Source organism: Polaromonas sp. SP1, assembly GCF_003711205.1.
GTDB lineage: Bacteria > Pseudomonadota > Gammaproteobacteria > Burkholderiales > Burkholderiaceae_C > Polaromonas.
Genome location: NZ_CP031013.1, coordinates 878424 through 894390 on the forward strand (window position 1 = coordinate 878424; position 15967 = coordinate 894390).

The window sequence follows — 15967 nt, forward strand, 5'->3', positions numbered from 1 at the left end:
TTAATGGATTAATAAGCGCAACAGGCGTAGCATCTCGCCCATGGACAAACTCAAGGCCATGCAGGCTTTCATTCACATTGCCGAACAAGGCAGCCTGACCGCCGCGGCGCAGGTCATGGAGTCGTCGCTGCCCGCCATGGTGCGCACGCTGGCCGGCTTTGAGGCTGAGCTGGGCGTGCGGCTTTTCAACCGCACCACACGGCGCATCTCGCTCACCGAAGAAGGCCGGCGCCACCTGGAAAGCTGCCGCCAGGTGCTGACCGCGCTGGCCGATGCCGAGGCGGCGCTCTCGGCCGACGCGGCCGAGCCCGCCGGCCACCTCACCATCACCGCGCCCATGCTGTTTGGCGAAATGCATGTGGCGCCCGCCGTGACGCGTTTTGTGCAGCACCACGACAAGATGCGCTGCTCCATGGTGCTGCTGGACCGCGTGGTCAACTTGCTCGAGGAAGGCATCGATGTGGGCATCCGCATCGGCGAGCCCGAAGACTCCAGCCTGGTGGCGCAAAACGTGGGCTACATCCGCCGCCTGGTGGTGGCCAGCCCGGCCTGGCTGCGCCGCCATGGCGTGCCCAAACACCCCAAAGACCTGCTCAAGGCCAACTGCGTGCGCATCACCGAGCATTCCCCCACGTGGGGACCGTTCATCGACCAGGGCCGGCCCCTGCGCCTGGCCGTCAGTGGTAATCTGGAGTTCAACCAGATCGCGCCGGCCGTGGCGGCGTGTGTGGCGGGGGCGGGCCTGGGTTCATTTTTCTCGTACCAGGTGGCGCCGTTTTTGAAGACAAAGCAGCTGCGCACCGTGCTGCAGGATTTCGAGCCGCCGCCCCGGCCCATCAACCTGGTCTATCCGCACGCCCGGCTGCTGCCCATGCGCACACGGGTGTTCATCGAGTGGATGAAAAAGGAACTCCGGGAGTTCCAGTCTTGAGAGCCGGCAATCAGGCACCAGATAGCCAACACAGTACAAACACAGTAAATAGAAGACAGCAGAACAAGGAATACAGCGCATGCAGACTTTTGACTTTGACCTTTTTGTGATCGGCGGCGGCAGCGGCGGTGTGCGCGCGGCGCGCATGTCGGCCCAGCGCGGCGCACGCGTGGGCCTGGCCGAAGTCGCCGCGATGGGCGGCACGTGTGTGAACGTGGGCTGCATCCCGAAAAAGCTCTACAGCTATGCCGCGCATTACGGCGACAGCTTTGAAGAGTCGCACGGCTTCGGCTGGGTCGGCGAAAAACCGGTGTTCGACTGGGACCTGCTCAAGGCCAACCGCGCGCGCGAGATTGCACGGCTCAACGGCATTTATGTGCAGCTGCTCGAAACCGCCGGCGTAAAGATCATCAAGGGCTGGGCGCGGCTGCTGGATGCGCACACCGTCGAGGTCGACGACCAGAAGTTCACCGCCAAACACATCCTGGTCTCCACCGGCGGCACCGCCACCGTGCCGGCCGTGCCGGGGCGTGAGCATGTGGTGACCTCCGACCACATGTTTGACCTGAATCCCTTCCCCAAACGTTTGCTGGTGGTGGGCGGCGGCTACATCGCCAGCGAATTCGCCTCCATCTTCAACGGCCTGGGGTCAGAAGTGACGCAGGTGCATCGCGGCGACAAGCTGCTCACGGGTTTTGACGACGACGTGCGCCGCTTTATCGGCGCCGAGATGAGCAAAACCGGCATCAAGCTGCAGTTCAACTCACACGTCGCGGCCATCACGAAGACCGGCTCGGGCCTGCAGGTTGAACTCAAAGAGGGCGGCGTGAGCCTTGAAGTCGACACCGTGCTGTATGCCACGGGGCGTGTGGCCAATGCCAACGGCATCGGCCTTGAAGCCGCCGGTGTGACAGTCAACGCCGCCGGTGCGATCCAGGTGAATGACCAGTACCAGACGTCGGTACCGTCGATTTATGCATTGGGCGACGTGACGGCCCGCCTGCAGCTCACACCGGTGGCAACCGGCGAAGCCATGGTGGTGGTCGACCAGCTCTTCGGCCCCGCCGCCGGCAAGAAGCCGCGCAATATGAGCTATGAGTTTGTGCCGACGGCCGTCTTCACCCACCCCAACATCGGCACCGTCGGTTATTCGGAAGCCGATGCGCGCAAAAAATTCGGCAAGGTCACGGTGTTCCGCGCCGACTTCAAGGCGCTCAAGCACACGCTGAGCGGCAGCACCGAACGCACGCTGATGAAGCTGCTGGTCGAAGACGCCACCGACCGCGTGGTGGGCCTGCACATGGTAGGCCCCGACGCAGGTGAAATCGTGCAGGGCTTCGCGGTTGCCATGAAGGCTGGCGCCACCAAGGCGATCTTTGACAGCACCATCGGCATTCACCCCACTGTGGCCGAAGAGTTCGTGACGATGCGGGATCCGGTCAAGGACTGAGTTCAGCGTGCTTTAAGAACGACTAACGGAGAGAAAGAAAAATGAGATTGCTGATTGCGCTGATTCTTCCGTGGCTGACTTTTTTTACCATCGGGCGGCCGTTTGCAGGCATTTTTTGCCTGCTGCTGCAGATCACCCTGATCGGCTGGTTGCCGGCCACGATCTGGGCCGTTTATGCACTGAGCCAGTACAAAACGGACCAGAAAATCAAGGCGGCGATGGCCGGCCAGGGCCGGGCCTGAGCAACCCGCCCGCGGGCTGCGCTCAATCCGTGTCGGCGTCGCTGTCGTCGGCTGCTTCCGCATCCGGCTCGCGGTCTTTCAGCCGCGCCGCCAGGCGTTCGCGAAGAGCGCCGGCTTCGTCCAGGAACTGCGGCACCGGCACCGCCGGCGCCATGCGCAACGACGGCGGGTAGATGGTGGACAGATAAAGCTTGTTGGACAGGCGCTTGTTCTGCAGCCAGTTGGTGCCCAGCATGGCCACAATGCCCAGCACCGCCACACCTGCCACCAGCCCGGCCAGGCCGCGGCGGCGTTGCGGCACGATGACCGTCAGGTGCACATAAATGGCCACCGCGGCGCCCAGCAGCGCCAGCTGCACTTCATAACGCGCCAGGCTTTCCAGCGAGAACATGAAAGCCAGCAAACCGGCCAGCGCCGAAACAAGCTGTATCGCCAGCGCACTGGCGCACGCGATGCGCACATGCCGCCAGAACTGCAGGCGGTGCGTAAAGAGTTTGGTGGCCAGCGCCCACAAGCCCGCCCATACGGCGGTGCCCATCGCGACGGCCGCGATCAGCCCAGGCAACTGCCGCGCCAATTGGGAAGGCTCGGTCAGTGTCAGCCACGACTGGCCCACCACCAGCGCCAGCATGCCCAGCACAGCCAACACCGTCCAGGCGACGGTGCGCCAGGGGAAATGCGGCAGCGGCTCTTCAACGGCTATGGGTTCGTCGGCCAGGCGCAAGCCGAGCTTCAGCCGCCCCAGGGTCAGCGCTTCGCCGGCAGGCCAGTTGAACTGCGCGCCCTGCCCATGCTGGGTGCGGCCCAGCGCCACACCATTGCGTGTGTCCAGCACCTGCACGGTGACGCCGCCCTCGGGTGTGCGGTCTATGCGCAGGTGTTCACCTGCCACATGGCTGTCGTCCAGCACCAGGTCGGCCGTCAGCGCGCGGCCCAGGGTGACGGGCCAGTGCCGCACATCGAAGCGGGCTACCACAGCGCCGTTGCGGTCGGTGGCCTGCAAGAGGCCCAGGATGGCTGCGCTCATGGTGCGGCCTCCCACTTGAACCCGGCAAGGTAATGCGCGACCAGCTTGAGGCCGTTGTCAAAACTCACGCCCTGCGCATCCATGCGGCCCTGCACGCCGCGCACGGACTGGTTGACCGACATGGTCAGCACCGACACGTCATACAGGCCCGGCAGCTTGCGGTAGGCGCTCATGCAGACCACGGCGCGCATCGGCATGCCGCCGGTTTCGATGAAGCGCTCCGAGCACTCGGCCGGCGTGGCCTTGCGCGAGCCCCGGGTGGCGAAGTATTCGTTGGCAAAGCTTTGTGAGTACATCGCAGAAAACCGCAGGGGGCCCAGCTTGGGCGCGTTGTAGGCCTCGTAGCGCAGGCGAATAAAACCGGTGTTGAAATCGCCGGCAAACACATGGCTGTCGATCTGGCAGTCGGTGCGTTCGAGGTCGAAGGCCTTGAAGTCAGGCGCACGCCCGCGGCCCCAGCAACGGGCCAGCGCATCGTCGGGCACCGGCACGCTGTAGCCGCCGTGTTTTTGCGCGGTCAGCGGCGCGGCGGTGAAGCGTTGTGTCAGCAGCGCCTGGTGTTCGGCCAGCTGGCGCGCCACTTCGGCATGCGCCGGCTTGGTAATGGGCTTGGCCGATGCGGACCTGGCCAGCAGGGCCTGGGCAAATTCGGCGGGGATGAGAAAGCTCAGCAAATCGCCGTCCAGCCGCTTGGACACATTGACGCCGACCACCTGGCCTGCGTCGTCGAGCGCGGGGCCGCCGCTCATGCCGGGATTGAGCGCGCCGCCGAAAAAGATGCGCGGGTAAAAGCTGCGCTGCACCAGGCCGTTGTAGGTGCCCTCGGTCACGGCGAAGCCGATGTCCAGCGGGTTGCCGAGCGAGTAGATGCGCTCGCCGCGCGCCAGCGGCCTGTCGGCCCCGCGAAAGGCCAGCTGCGGCATGCCGGTGGCGGGCGCCTTCACGCGCAGCAGGGCCAGGTCGTTGCGCACATCAAAGGCCAGCAGTTCAACTTCGGCCTCCTTGCCGTCGACCGGCACGTAAACGCCGCGGTAGCGCTCGGGCTCCAGCGCGAGCTGGCTGGCCACGTGGAAGTTGGTGATGATGAGGCCGTTGGCCGAGACAAAAAAGCCCGAGCCCACACTGGCCTGGGTGTTGGAGTTGCGCAGCAGGGTGCGTATCTGCACCAGCTTGTCGCGGGTTGTTTCGTAGGCTCGTTGGGCGTCGCGGGAGATTTGGGCCGGGGCCGCGGCAGGTGCGGTGGCTGCTGCCGGGGCGCCGCGTGCGGGCGCTGGCGCCTGGGCGTGGGCTGCCTGCAAGGACAGCAGGCCCGCAACGGCAGCCAGAAGGGCGCGCCTTAAATGCCTTGATGGCGTGGAATGGTTCATCGATGCATTCTAGGGCGCGGCCATTACGTTTGCCGCACAATGAGGGCATGCCCCGGTTCCACCGCTCGTCCCCTTCAACACAAGGAATTTGCATGCGCCGTCTGCTCAACAACGCACTCCTGCTGATCACGGTCTTCACAGCCGGCGCAGCACAGGCGTCTTCACCGGATGCCTGGTCTGCGCATGACAAGGAAGTCGCTGCCGCCTGCGTGAAAGCCAGCGGCCTGAAGAACGCCAAACCCGCTGGCCAGCCCATGGCCTATGACGACAGTGTGGGCATGACGGCCTTGCTGGTGGCCGGCCGCTACCCGCAGGCGCACATGAAGAACCGGCCGGGCCGCGTGCTCTGCCTGTTCGACCGCAAAAAACGCGAAGCCGCCGTCACCGAAGCCGACCAGCTCAGCCTGGCACCGGCCACCCCGTCTAAAACCAAGAAGTAAACGAAGACATGCCCTACCTCCCTCCTTTCATCGCCCCTACCCGATACAAAGACCCGGCCGCCGCGCTGGCCCAGGTTCGTGCCATTTACGACCAGCAGATCGCCCACCTGCGCGATGCGATGCAGCGTTATGTGGCCGGCGAAACCCTGCCCGGCCATGTGCGCGCCTGCTACCCCTTCGTGCGCATCCACACCGACACGGTGGCCCGCGCCATCCTGGAAACACCGGACATTTCGCAACTGAGCTTCGGCTTCGTCGCCGGGCCCGGCCGCTTTGAAACCACGCTGACGCGGCCCGACCTGTATGGCAATTACTACCTGGAGCAGTTCCGCCTGCTGATGCAGAACCACGATGTGGAGCTCGAGATCGGCACCAGCACGCAGCCCATCCCCATCCATTTTTCGTTTGCCGAAAACGACCACATCGAAGGCAGCATGGATGCGTCTCGCCGCATGCTGATGCGCGACGTGTTCGACCTGCCCGATCTGGGCGCGATGGACGACGGCATTGCCAACGGCACGTATGAACCCCTGCCCGGCGAACCGCAGCCGCTATCGCTGTTCACCGCGGCCCGTGTTGACTATTCGCTGCAGCGCCTGCGCCATTACACGGGCACCTCGCCGCACTGGTTCCAGAACTTTGTGCTGTTCACCAACTACCAGTTCTACATCGACGAGTTTGTGCGCCTGGGCCATGAAGCAATGGCCGACCCCAACAGCGAGTACATCGCCTTCATCGAGCCCGGCAATGTGGTGACGCGCCGCACCGGCCTGCCTGCGGCGCCCGGCGACGAGCTCGGCGTGCAGCCGCCGCGTCTGCCGCAAATGCCGGGCTACCACCTGCTGCGCGCCGACCGCACCGGCATCACCATGGTCAACATTGGTGTCGGCCCGGCCAACGCCAAGAACATCACCGACCACATTGCGGTGCTGCGCCCGCACGCCTGGATCATGCTGGGCCACTGCGCCGGCCTGCGCAACAGCCAGCAGCTGGGCGACTACGTGCTGGCCCACGGCTATGTACGTGAAGACCATGTGCTGGACGAAGAGCTGCCGCTGTGGGTGCCGATCCCCGCGCTGGCCGAAATCCAGAAGGCGCTGGAGCAGGCGGTGGAAGACGTGACACAGGCCGTCGGGCCGGACCTCAAACGCATCATGCGTACCGGCACGGTAGCCTCTACCGACAACCGCAACTGGGAACTGCTGCCCGGCAACCAGCCGCAGCGCCGCTTCAGCCAGAGCCGCGCGGTGGCGCTCGACATGGAAAGCGCAACGATTGCCGCCAACGGTTTTCGCTTTCGCGTTCCCTATGGAACGCTTCTGTGCGTCAGCGACAAACCGCTGCACGGCGAGATCAAGCTGCCCGGCATGGCCAACCACTTCTACCGCGAGCGCGTAGACCAGCACCTGCGCATCGGCATACGCGCTGTCGAGTTGCTGCGCGCCGAAGGCATCACCCAGCTGCACAGCCGCAAGCTGCGCAGTTTCTCGGAAGTGGCCTTCCAGTAATGCCACCGGCCCAGCCTGCTATTGCTATGTTTTGTATAGCAAGAAGTCAATGCAGGTATTGGGCTGGAGGCCTATTTCATATATAAACTCGCCAGACACCATGGACCCGCAGCCGCCCCTCATCCTGATCACCGCACCCACCCACGGCGTCGAGATCGACCTGATCTACGCCAGCGACAAGAACTTCACCGGCAAGGTGATTTATGAAAGTGCGCTGTGTTTTTTGCACCCGCAGGCCGAAGCCGGCTTGCGCAAGGCCATCGCCGCAGCGCGGGGCATGGGCTTTCAGCTGAAGATCTTTGACGCCTTCCGGCCCCAGGAGGCGCAAGAGGCGCTGTGGGCCGTGGCGCCCAACCCGGCCTACATCGCCGACCCGGCCAAAGGCTCCAACCACACGCGCGGCGTGGCCGTTGACCTCACCCTGGTGGGCGCCGACGGGCAGGCGCTGGACATGGGCACGCCGGTCGACACCATGAGCACGGCGTCGCACCACTTTCATGCCGCGCACCCGGTGGAGATCCAGCTCAACCGCATGAAGCTGTTGACCATCATGCTGGAAGCGGGCTTTGTGCACCACCCGAATGAATGGTGGCACTACCAGTTGCCGGACGCGAAACAGTTTCCGCTGATTGACAGCCACGCCTTCATGCACTGCGCGGCGCGCGCTGATACCGCGCAGGCTTAAAGCGACCGGGGAGGCTGTGGCGTTTCGTTGAGGGACGCGTCGGGCCCAGGCGTGCCGGCGATCTCGGCCCGCATCAGCGGCAAATACTGCGGGTATTCGCGCTGCATGAAGTCCACCAATGCTTCGCGCACCTTGCAACGCAAGTCCCAGTTCAGGCTGGAGTTGCCCGAGGTCACCAGCACGCGCAACTGCATGCTGCGCTCGCCCGCCTCTACCACCTGCAGCAGGCACAAACGCTTGTCCCACTCGGGCGCGGCTTCGCAGGCGCGGCGCGCGGCCTGGCGCAGCGGCTCCAGCGGCATGCGGTAATCCACCCACACAAACACCGTGCCGATGATCTGCGCGCTGCTGCGCGTCCAGTTCTGGAAAGGATTCTCGATAAACCACTGCAGCGGGATGATCAGGCGCCGCTCGTCCCAGATCTTGAGCACCACATACGTGCCGGTGATTTCTTCCACGCGGCCCCACTCGCCCTGCACGATGAGCACGTCGTCGATGCGCAGCGGCTGGGCCAGCGCCAGTTGCAGGCCGGCAATCAGGTTGCTGAACACCGGCCGTGCCGCGATACCAGCCACGATACCGATCACACCAGCCGAGGCCAGCAGGCTGGCGCCCACCTGCCGCGCACCGGGAAAAGTCATCAGCATCAGCGACAGCCCCGCCACCAGCACCATGAAGCCGGCGGTGCGCGACAGCAGCCGCGTCTGCGTGTGGATGCGGCGCGCGTTGAGGTTGTCCTCAACCTCGACCGAATGCTGGCCGATGACGCCCTGGGCGACGCCGTCGATGGCGCGCAGCGCGAGCCAGGTGAGCGTGGCCAGCAGCAGCAAGGCATTGCCGTGGCGCACCTGCGAGATCAGCGGCAGCGCATCGGGCGCGGCCTGCCAGACGGCCTGCAGCGCAATCAGCGGCAGCACAAAACGTGTGGGCCGCCAGCTGCGGCGCGCCACCGCGCTGGAGATGGGCAGGTTGCGTGTGAGGCGCCAGATCACCGCAGCGCCAACGCGGTGCACCACCAGCGCCAGCACCACCGCCAGTGCTGCAGAGATCAACACACGCCAGGAGGAGTCTTCCAGAAGATGAAGTTCGTTGAGATTCATCAATGAAGGACTTCGGTCATGGCCTCAAGTTCCCTGCAGGCGGTTATCCGGCCTTGCGCGGCTTGACGAGCCCCGCAGCCATCCTGGCATTGACGCGCGCGTTCTCCACGTCGGCATCAAAGGCCAGCGCCACGCCCATGCGGCGCTTCACAAAACTCTCGGGTTTGCCGAACAGGCGGATGTCGGAGTTGGGCACGCGCAGCGCCTCGGCCACGCCGTCGAACACGATGCCCTGCGCATCCACGCCGCCGTAAATCACGGCGCTGGCGCCAGGGCTCTTGAGGGCGGTGTTGACGGGCAAGCCCAAAATGGCGCGCGCATGCAACTCGAACTCGTTTTGCCACTGCGTGCACATCGTGACCATGCCGGTGTCGTGCGGGCGCGGGCTCACTTCGCTGAACCAGACGTCGTCGCCCTTGACGAACAGTTCGACACCAAAAAGCCCCTGGCCGCCGAGGTTGTCTGTCACGGCCTTGCAGATGTCGCGGCTCTTTTTGAGCGCGGCCTCGCGCATCGGGTGCGGCTGCCAGCTTTCGACATAGTCGCCGCTCACCTGGATATGGCCAATGGGTTCGCAGAAATGGGTTTCAATTTTCCCGTCAGCGCCGACAGCGCGCACGGTGAGCTGGGTGATCTCGTAGTCGAAGTCGATAAAACCTTCGACGATCACGCGGCCGTGGCTCACGCGGCCGCCGGCCATGGCGTAGTCCCAGGCTTTCTTCACGTCGTCAGGGCCGGCGATCTTGCTCTGGCCCTTGCCCGACGAGCTCATCACCGGTTTGACGATGCAGGGATAACCGATTTTGGAATCAATGGCGGCCTGCAGCTCCTGCAGCGAATCGCAGAACACGTAAGGGCTGGTCGGCACGCCCAGCGTCTCGGCCGCCAGGCGGCGAATGCCCTCGCGGTCCATGGTCAGCCGCGCGGCGCGGGCTGTGGGGATCACACGCACGATGCCCGCCGCTTCCAGCTCTTCGAGCATGGGAGTGGCAATCGCCTCGATCTCGGGCACGACCAGGTCGGGCTTTTCCTTTTCAATCAGGGCCTTGAGCTGGGCCGGGTCGCTCATGGTGATGGTGCGCGCATGGTGGGCCACCTGCTGACCCGGGGCGTTGTCATAGCGGTCGGTGGCGATCGTCTCCACCCCCAGGCGCTGCAGCGCGATCAGCACCTCCTTGCCCAGCTCGCCGGAGCCGAGCAGCATGACTTTGGTGGCGTGGGGGGACAAAGGGGTTCCGAAGATGGTCATAAGCGCTGTATTGGATGAGGGGGTCAGACGGAAAAGGGACGAGGGCGAGGGACGAGAGCCGCCGGGCGGGCGCCGCTGGCACTTACTTTACTGCACGGGGCCGGCGCGACCGGGTAGGACATCGCCCTTCCTGCCATCTCAGCCCTTACAGCCCGCCTTTCCCCTGCAAACCACCGGCCCATTGCAATCAGATGATAATTATTCTCAACTAGAACGATCCACCCCAGCCGCACGCGATGTGCCGCCGCCTGAAAGACACCATGTCCACCACACCCTCATCCTCACCATCGACCGAAGCCGCACCGCGCAAACGCCGCCCGCCGCGCCGCGTGCAGGTCACGCGCGTTGAAACGCTCAGCCCGCTGATGCGCCGCATCACCCTGCAGGGCGCGGAGCTCGAAGGTTTTGAGGTGAACGATCCGGCTTGCTACATGAAGCTGATTTTTCCGGAGCCCGGCCAGACCGAGCCCGAGCGCCCGTTGCCCGACGGCCCGCGGCCGAAATCCATGCGCACTTACACGCCGCTGGCGGTGCGCAACGATGTGCACGAGGTCGATGTCGATTTTGTGCTGCACGGCGACGGCCCTGCCTCCACCTGGGCCGCACAGGCGCAACCGGGCCAGGTGCTGTTTTTGATGGGCCCGGGGCCGGGCTACAAGCTCGCACTCGATGCGCCCACGCATTTCCTGATCGGCGACGACAGCGCCCTGCCCGCGTTTGAAACCATTCTGGCCAGGCTGCCTGCTAGCGCCCAGGCCAAGGTGCTGGTCGAGGTAGTGGATGCCGCTGAAGAGCGCGCGCTGCAAAGCCCCGCCAAAGTAGACGCGCAATGGGTCGCCCGCGGCGCAGACAACAACCAGGCTGGCCAGGCACTGGAAGCGGCCCTGCGCAAAGCCGGTGCGCCCGCAGGCGATGCCCGTATCTACCTGGCCTGCGAAGCCGCCGCCATGCGCCGCATCCGCACGTTGCTGATTGAAGAGCTGGGCGTGGAGCGCAGCCGCATCGTGGGGCGTGGGTACTGGAAGCTGGGCACCGTCAATCATCCGGATCACGATTACGGTGAGGATTGAGCCCCCACGGTCGCTCACTTTGTGTAGCTCCCTGCCCCCCGAGGGGGCCGCCCGCCTGTGGCCCGGCAAAGCCGGTTCCACGGCTCATGCTGGGTTGAAGAGTTGGGGTGCAGCTCTTCACTCGAGAGAAAAACCGACCTCTAGCCCATACCAGTCATGGACTTTCAGCTATCTATTTAATAGCAAACAGCCGCACCCCGACTCACAGGTCGAAGAACACCGTTTCCTTGTCACCCTGCATATGGATGTCAAAGCGGTACACCGGCCCGGCGCCGGTTACCTCGCGCTTCGCCACCAGCGTCCCACGCCGCGCCGCCGGCACGCTCGCCAGCACCGCATCCTTGCCGTTCGCTTCCACCTCATCCTCAAAGTAGATGCGCGTAAAGGTATGTACCAGCAGGCCGCGCATGGTCACGCAGACATTGATGAAGGGCGCTTGCCCCGCAGCGGCCACGCCGGGCTTGACGGTGAAAAACTCGTAGTGGCTTTGCGGCAGGGTGCCGGTGCCGCAGCGGCCGAAGCCGGTGAAGCCGCGGGCTTCAGCGTCCGTCACCGAGGCGATGGGCCGACCGCTGCCGTCGGGCTGGCCGATCTCGACCATGGCGTCCATCACGGCGTTGCCGGCGCCGTCAAACACCTGGCCGGTGATGCGGATGTGTTCGCCTTGCGCATTCGGCTGGGCCAGCACGGGTGTGAACAGGCTTTTGAGGTCGTAGCCGTATTGCGTGGGCGTGAGGCCGTAGGCAAAGAAGGGGCCGACGGTTTGCGAAGGGGTTTGTTTGAGTTGGCTCATGATTTTCTGTTCCGGCCGCTTATTCAAACCGCGTGGCCTTGGGGCCGCGTAGCACGATGTCGAACACATAACCGAGCGCGTAATCGGCTTCGGTCACGTCGAGGCTGAATCTGGAGACCATGAGGTCACGCACGCTCTCGGGCGCGCCCATGTACATCGGGTCGTAGCCCAGCAGCGGGTCGCCCGGGAAATACATCTGCGTGACGAGGCGGCTGGCGAAGTAGTCGCCGAACAGCGAAAAGTGAATGTGCTGCGGCCGCCAGGCGTTGGGGTGGTTGCCCCAGGGGTAGGCGCCGGGCTTGATGGTCTTGAAGCTGTAGCGGCCTTCGTTGTCGGTCATGCAGCGGCCGGCGCCCAGGAAGTTCGGGTCCAGCGGCGCGTCGTGCTGGTCGACCTTGTGCACATAGCGGCCGGCGGCATTGGCCTGCCAGACTTCCACCAGCGTATTGCGTACGGGCCGGCCGTCTTCGTCCATCACGCGGCCGGTGACGATGATGCGTTCGCCCAGCGGGGCGCCGTTCATGACGGCGTTTTGGGTCAGGTCGTTGTCCAGCGGGCCGAGTTGCTCTGCGCCATAGACGGGCGCATTGAGCTGAGCCAGCGCCTGTTTGATGGGAATCAGGGGCTGCTTGGGACCGCGCAGCAGGGTCGATTTGTAGCCGGGGTAGATATGCGGCGAGTGGCTGGTCCAGTCGCGGGGGGCGAGAAAGCTGTTGGTGAGGTCGGGTTTCATGGGGTGTCTCCGTGGATCAGGTGGCTGCCTGGCCGCCTTTTCAGGCGATTTTCGGCGCTGGGATGACTTTAATCGCGCCAAATAGTTATGTATATTGACATTTGATCGACTTATCCATAACCAAATTAACCAATCATGGCGCTTGGTGGTTAAATCCGCACATGGTCGATGAACGCATCAAATTCCGGCATCTGCAGTGCTTTCTGGCCGTCGCGCAGCACGGCAGCCTGCAAAAGGCGGCCGACGTGCTGGCCATCACGCAGCCGGCAGTGTCCAAGACGCTGAAAGAACTTGAAGGCCTGCTGGCGGTGCGGCTGTTTGAGCGCGGGCGTAAAGGCGCGGTGCCCACGCGGGAGGGCGAGGCCTTTATGCGCCATGCCGGCGCCAGTGTGAGCGCGCTGCGCGAGGCCGTTTCCAGCGTGGCGCAAACCCGGCGCCAGGGCAGCGCCGTCATCGCCATGGGCGTGCTGCCGACGGTGGCGCCCTGGCTGATGCCGCAACTGCTGCTGCGCCACGATGCCGCGGCGGAGCCGGGCGCGCGCACCAGCCTGCGCATTGAGACCGGCTCCAACCCCGAGCTGCTGACGCGCCTGCGCCAGCGCGAGCTGGACCTGGTGATTGGCCGCTTTGCCGAGCCCGCCCACATGGTGGGCCTGACGTTTGAACACCTGTATGCCGACCCGCTGGTGCTGGCGGTGCGGCCGGGGCATCCGCTGCTGGCCGAAGGCGCACCCAGGGGCCATCTGCTGGCAGGGCTGGAGGACTTCGCCGTCATCCTGCCGATGCAGGGCACCGCGATTCGCCATACGGCCGACAGTTTTTTCCTCACGCGCGGGCTGGCGCCACCGGCGCGCACGCTGGAAACGCTGTCGGTGTCGATTGCGCGCGGCTACGCGCTGCAAAGCGATGCGGTCTGGGTGTCGCCGCTGGGCGCGGCCAGGCCCGAGCTGGACAGCGGCATGCTGGTGCAGTTGGCCGTCAGCATGGACGGCACGGAAGAATTGGTGGGACTGACGCTGCGTGCGGACATGGCGCCCACCGAGGCGCAGCAGCGGCTGATCGGCCATATCCGCCTGCTGGCGGCGCAGCGCCGCAGCCAGGCAGCGCCGCCTGTTTAAGCGGCCACGGCGGGTTCGGCCTGCACCGCAAAACGCGCGGTCAGCTCACCCAGGCCCAGCTCGGCCAGCACTTCGCGCAAGCGCGCTTGCGCCGCACGGGTCCTGGCCGCCTGCGGCTGCGCGGGCCGGCTCGCCAGGATGAGCTCGTTCTTCATCGAATGCTCCCAGCCCACCAGCTCGGTCACGGTGACCTGGTAGCCGTTGGCTTCGAGCTGCAGGCAGCGCAGCACATTGGTGATCTGGCTGCCGAACTCGCGGGTGTGCAACGGATGGCGCCAGAGTTCGGCCAGCGGGGTTTTGGCCAGCGACAGCGCGCGGCTTTTCTTCAGCACGCCGGCGACTTCCGCCTGGCAACAGGGCACCAGCACCATGTGGCGCGCCTGCTTGGCCAGGCCGAAAGCAATCGCGTCGTCCGTGGCGGTGTCGCAGGCGTGCAGCGCGGTGACGATGTCGACCGCGGGCGGAAGCTCGGCTGAAGTCGTCGCCTCCTGCACTGACAGGTTCAGGAAAGACATGCGCGCAAAACCCAGGCGAGCGGCCAGGGTGCGGGATTTTTCGACCAGCTCGGCGCGGGTTTCAATGCCGTAGACATGCCCGTTCATGGCTTCGCCCTGGTGCGCCACGTTAAAGAACAGGTCGTAGAGAATAAAACCCAGGTAGGACTTGCCGGCCCCATGGTCGGCCAGGGTGAACGCCGCTTTGGCGGCCGCGACCTCGTCCAGCAAGGGGGCGATGAACTGGTAGAGGTGATAGACCTGCTTGAGCTTGCGCCGTGTGTCCTGGTTGAGCTTGCCTTCGCGCGTGAGGATGTGCAGCTCCTTGAGCAGCTCAATGGACTGCCCGGGGCGCAATTCTTCAATCACCTGCGCGGCGGGCGCGGGTTTTCCGGGGTTTTTGGAGGCTTTTGGCGCGCGCGCGGGACTGGGGGTTGGCATGGGGCAAGTTTAGTGGGCGCGCCTGGGCCCGTACGGGCAGGGGCATGCCCTTATCCGGGAAATGGAATAAAAAAGGAGCTTTAACAATTCTGGGCGCATAATCGAGCAGTACGGGTTGCAAAACACCCGGACAGGTTAGTGATCGGTCAGTTTCGCGCGCCACGGCGGTACTTCTTTGGTTTGTTGTGCTTTCGGGACCCCATCGCTTTTGTTTTTATGTGTTTTTTGAGGAGTCCCCATGGGCAATAAACTTTACGTCGGCAATCTGCCATACACGGTCCGTGACGAAGACCTGCAACAATCTTTTGGCGCCTTCGGCTCCATTACCAGCGCTAAAGTCATGATGGAACGCGACACCGGCCGCTCCAAAGGCTTTGGTTTCGTCGAAATGGGCAACGATGCCGAAGCTCAAGCCGCAATCGCCGGCATGAACGGCCAGTCCCTCGGCGGCCGTAGCATCACCGTGAACGAAGCCCGTCCGATGGAGGCACGTCCTCCCCGTACCGGCGGCTTCGGCGGCGGTGGTGGCGGCTACGGCGGTGGCGGCGATCGCTCCGGCGGTGGCGGCTACGGCGGCGGCGGCGGTGGTGGCCGTTCCGGTGGCGGCGGCTACGGTGGTGGTGGCGGCGGCGGTGGCCGCGGCGGCTACTAAGCCCTGCAAAACTAGCTGACTCAGCCCCGCGCTGAGCAAAGCACTAAAGGCTTCAAGACTTCGGTTTTGGAGCCTTTTTCTTTTGGGGGCCTGCGGCGCGGGCAGCCCCCAACCCCCTGTTGTTCACCATGCCTGAAGCGTTTGAAACATCTTTCAACGAATTAACTTGCACACAATTTAATTGTGCGCTACAATTCACCCATGCCAAACAAAACCGACACCGTTGACGCCATGCTGCAGCTGGACAACCAGCTGTGTTTTGCGCTGTATTCCACGTCGCTGGCCATGACCAAGCTGTACAAACCCATGCTCGATGAAATGGGCCTGACCTATCCGCAATACCTTGCCATGCTGGTGTTGTGGGAGCAGGACGGCCTGAGCGTGTCCGAGCTCGGCGAGCGCCTGTACCTGGACTCAGGCACGCTGACGCCGCTGCTCAAGCGCATGGAAACCGCCGGCCTGGTTTCGCGCATCCGCGCCGTGCAGGACGAGCGCCGCGTGCACATCACGCTGACGGCCGAGGGCCGCAAGCTCAAAGCCAAGGCCGCCAAAATCCCCGGCTGCATCATGAGCGCCACGCAATGCTCGATCCCCGAGCTGGTGTCGCTGACACAGCAAGTGCAGTCGTTCCGCAAGCGGCTGACTGCCTGACGAGCACCAGATCACT

The 15967-nt window shown here is 64.5% G+C and carries 17 protein-coding genes; 10 read left to right on the top strand and 7 right to left on the bottom strand.

Features of this window, described 5'->3' with window-relative positions:
- Positions 1-40 precede the first annotated feature (40 nt).
- From DT070_RS04140 to DT070_RS04150, 3 genes are all read left to right on the top strand, one after another.
- Positions 41-931, top strand: coding sequence for a LysR family transcriptional regulator (locus tag DT070_RS04140; protein ID WP_122954272.1), 891 nt, complete (start codon positions 41-43; stop codon positions 929-931).
- Positions 932-1010: 79 nt separating this feature from the next.
- On the top strand, positions 1011-2381 hold the full coding sequence (gene gorA / locus DT070_RS04145) for a glutathione-disulfide reductase (protein WP_122954273.1): 1371 nt from the start codon (positions 1011-1013) through the stop codon (positions 2379-2381).
- Positions 2382-2422: 41 nt separating this feature from the next.
- The gene (locus DT070_RS04150) at positions 2423-2623 is read left to right on the top strand and encodes a YqaE/Pmp3 family membrane protein (RefSeq protein ID WP_122954274.1); all 201 of its coding nucleotides are present in this window, start codon (positions 2423-2425) and stop codon (positions 2621-2623) included.
- Between the two features lie 22 nt (positions 2624-2645).
- Here DT070_RS04150 and DT070_RS04155 read toward each other — a convergent pair whose 3' ends face one another.
- Together DT070_RS04155 and DT070_RS04160 are read right to left on the bottom strand one after the other, a co-directional pair.
- Positions 2646-3650, bottom strand: a complete 1005-nt coding sequence (locus DT070_RS04155) for an FHA domain-containing protein (RefSeq protein WP_122954275.1) — start codon at positions 3648-3650, stop codon at positions 2646-2648.
- Entirely contained in the window at positions 3647-5017 is a 1371-nt protein-coding gene (locus DT070_RS04160; RefSeq protein WP_122954276.1) for a serine protease, read from the bottom strand. Before DT070_RS04160 ends, DT070_RS04155 begins: the two co-directional genes overlap by 4 nt.
- A 92-nt stretch (positions 5018-5109) precedes the next feature.
- Between DT070_RS04160 and DT070_RS04165 the strand changes: the two genes are divergently transcribed.
- The 3 genes from DT070_RS04165 to ddpX all read left to right on the top strand — a co-directional run bounded on the left by DT070_RS04165 (position 5110) and on the right by ddpX (position 7650).
- Complete coding sequence (locus DT070_RS04165) at positions 5110-5457, top strand: hypothetical protein (protein ID WP_122954277.1); 348 nt, start codon at positions 5110-5112, stop codon at positions 5455-5457.
- 8 nt (positions 5458-5465) lie between these two features.
- The gene (locus DT070_RS04170) at positions 5466-6965 is read left to right on the top strand and encodes an AMP nucleosidase (RefSeq protein ID WP_122954278.1); all 1500 of its coding nucleotides are present in this window, start codon (positions 5466-5468) and stop codon (positions 6963-6965) included.
- 100 nt (positions 6966-7065) lie between these two features.
- A complete protein-coding gene (ddpX, locus tag DT070_RS04175; protein ID WP_122954279.1) occupies positions 7066-7650 on the top strand; it encodes a D-alanyl-D-alanine dipeptidase in 585 nt (194 codons plus the stop codon).
- On the opposite strand, the gene DT070_RS04180 is transcribed toward ddpX, so the two are convergent.
- Positions 7647-8750, bottom strand: a complete 1104-nt coding sequence (locus DT070_RS04180; protein ID WP_122954280.1) for a mechanosensitive ion channel family protein — start codon at positions 8748-8750, stop codon at positions 7647-7649. The two genes, ddpX and DT070_RS04180, sit on opposite strands and share 4 nt — an antisense overlap.
- Positions 8751-8793: 43 nt before the next feature.
- Entirely contained in the window at positions 8794-9999 is a 1206-nt protein-coding gene (gene purT, locus DT070_RS04185) for a formate-dependent phosphoribosylglycinamide formyltransferase (protein WP_122954281.1), read from the bottom strand.
- 260 nt (positions 10000-10259) lie between these two features.
- Here purT and DT070_RS04190 point away from each other — a divergent pair, with 260 nt between their 5' ends.
- On the top strand, positions 10260-11069 hold the full coding sequence (locus DT070_RS04190) for a siderophore-interacting protein (protein ID WP_122957245.1): 810 nt from the start codon (positions 10260-10262) through the stop codon (positions 11067-11069).
- Between the two features lie 202 nt (positions 11070-11271).
- Here the strand turns inward: DT070_RS04190 and pcaG are convergent, their stop codons facing one another.
- Both pcaG and pcaH read right to left on the bottom strand, forming a co-directional pair.
- Complete coding sequence (gene pcaG / locus DT070_RS04195; protein ID WP_122954282.1) at positions 11272-11862, bottom strand: protocatechuate 3,4-dioxygenase subunit alpha; 591 nt, start codon at positions 11860-11862, stop codon at positions 11272-11274.
- A 19-nt stretch (positions 11863-11881) separates the two neighbouring features.
- Positions 11882-12595, bottom strand: a complete 714-nt coding sequence (gene pcaH, locus DT070_RS04200; RefSeq protein ID WP_122954283.1) for a protocatechuate 3,4-dioxygenase subunit beta — start codon at positions 12593-12595, stop codon at positions 11882-11884.
- Positions 12596-12756: 161 nt separating this feature from the next.
- Here pcaH and pcaQ point away from each other — a divergent pair, with 161 nt between their 5' ends.
- Entirely contained in the window at positions 12757-13713 is a 957-nt protein-coding gene (pcaQ, locus tag DT070_RS04205) for a pca operon transcription factor PcaQ (protein WP_122954284.1), read from the top strand.
- On the opposite strand, the gene DT070_RS04210 is transcribed toward pcaQ, so the two are convergent.
- Complete coding sequence (locus DT070_RS04210) at positions 13710-14648, bottom strand: SAM-dependent methyltransferase (protein WP_122954285.1); 939 nt, start codon at positions 14646-14648, stop codon at positions 13710-13712. The two genes, pcaQ and DT070_RS04210, sit on opposite strands and share 4 nt — an antisense overlap.
- Before the next feature lie 238 nt (positions 14649-14886).
- On the opposite strand from DT070_RS04210, the gene DT070_RS04215 reads away from it, so the two are divergent.
- Together DT070_RS04215 and DT070_RS04220 are read left to right on the top strand one after the other, a co-directional pair.
- Entirely contained in the window at positions 14887-15300 is a 414-nt protein-coding gene (locus DT070_RS04215) for an RNA-binding protein (RefSeq protein WP_122954286.1), read from the top strand.
- A gap of 201 nt (positions 15301-15501) precedes the next feature.
- On the top strand, positions 15502-15951 hold the full coding sequence (locus DT070_RS04220) for a MarR family winged helix-turn-helix transcriptional regulator (protein ID WP_122954287.1): 450 nt from the start codon (positions 15502-15504) through the stop codon (positions 15949-15951).
- Positions 15952-15967: the final 16 nt, after the last annotated feature.

Excerpts from the sequence above, each read along its gene's own strand:
- DT070_RS04140 (WP_122954272.1), top strand. The coding sequence starts at position 41 with ATGGACAAACTCAAGGCCATGCAGGCTTTCATTCACATTGCCGAACAA.
- gorA (WP_122954273.1), top strand. The coding sequence starts at position 1,011 with ATGCAGACTTTTGACTTTGACCTTTTTGTGATCGGCGGCGGCAGCGGC.
- DT070_RS04150 (WP_122954274.1), top strand. The coding sequence starts at position 2,423 with ATGAGATTGCTGATTGCGCTGATTCTTCCGTGGCTGACTTTTTTTACC.
- DT070_RS04155 (WP_122954275.1), bottom strand. The coding sequence starts at position 3,650 with ATGAGCGCAGCCATCCTGGGCCTCTTGCAGGCCACCGACCGCAACGGC.
- DT070_RS04160 (WP_122954276.1), bottom strand. The coding sequence starts at position 5,017 with ATGAACCATTCCACGCCATCAAGGCATTTAAGGCGCGCCCTTCTGGCT.
- DT070_RS04165 (WP_122954277.1), top strand. The coding sequence starts at position 5,110 with ATGCGCCGTCTGCTCAACAACGCACTCCTGCTGATCACGGTCTTCACA.
- DT070_RS04170 (WP_122954278.1), top strand. The coding sequence starts at position 5,466 with ATGCCCTACCTCCCTCCTTTCATCGCCCCTACCCGATACAAAGACCCG.
- ddpX (WP_122954279.1), top strand. The coding sequence starts at position 7,066 with ATGGACCCGCAGCCGCCCCTCATCCTGATCACCGCACCCACCCACGGC.
- DT070_RS04180 (WP_122954280.1), bottom strand. The coding sequence starts at position 8,750 with ATGAATCTCAACGAACTTCATCTTCTGGAAGACTCCTCCTGGCGTGTG.
- purT (WP_122954281.1), bottom strand. The coding sequence starts at position 9,999 with ATGACCATCTTCGGAACCCCTTTGTCCCCCCACGCCACCAAAGTCATG.
- DT070_RS04190 (WP_122957245.1), top strand. The coding sequence starts at position 10,260 with ATGTCCACCACACCCTCATCCTCACCATCGACCGAAGCCGCACCGCGC.
- pcaG (WP_122954282.1), bottom strand. The coding sequence starts at position 11,862 with ATGAGCCAACTCAAACAAACCCCTTCGCAAACCGTCGGCCCCTTCTTT.
- pcaH (WP_122954283.1), bottom strand. The coding sequence starts at position 12,595 with ATGAAACCCGACCTCACCAACAGCTTTCTCGCCCCCCGCGACTGGACC.
- pcaQ (WP_122954284.1), top strand. The coding sequence starts at position 12,757 with ATGGTCGATGAACGCATCAAATTCCGGCATCTGCAGTGCTTTCTGGCC.
- DT070_RS04210 (WP_122954285.1), bottom strand. The coding sequence starts at position 14,648 with ATGCCAACCCCCAGTCCCGCGCGCGCGCCAAAAGCCTCCAAAAACCCC.
- DT070_RS04215 (WP_122954286.1), top strand. The coding sequence starts at position 14,887 with ATGGGCAATAAACTTTACGTCGGCAATCTGCCATACACGGTCCGTGAC.
- DT070_RS04220 (WP_122954287.1), top strand. The coding sequence starts at position 15,502 with ATGCCAAACAAAACCGACACCGTTGACGCCATGCTGCAGCTGGACAAC.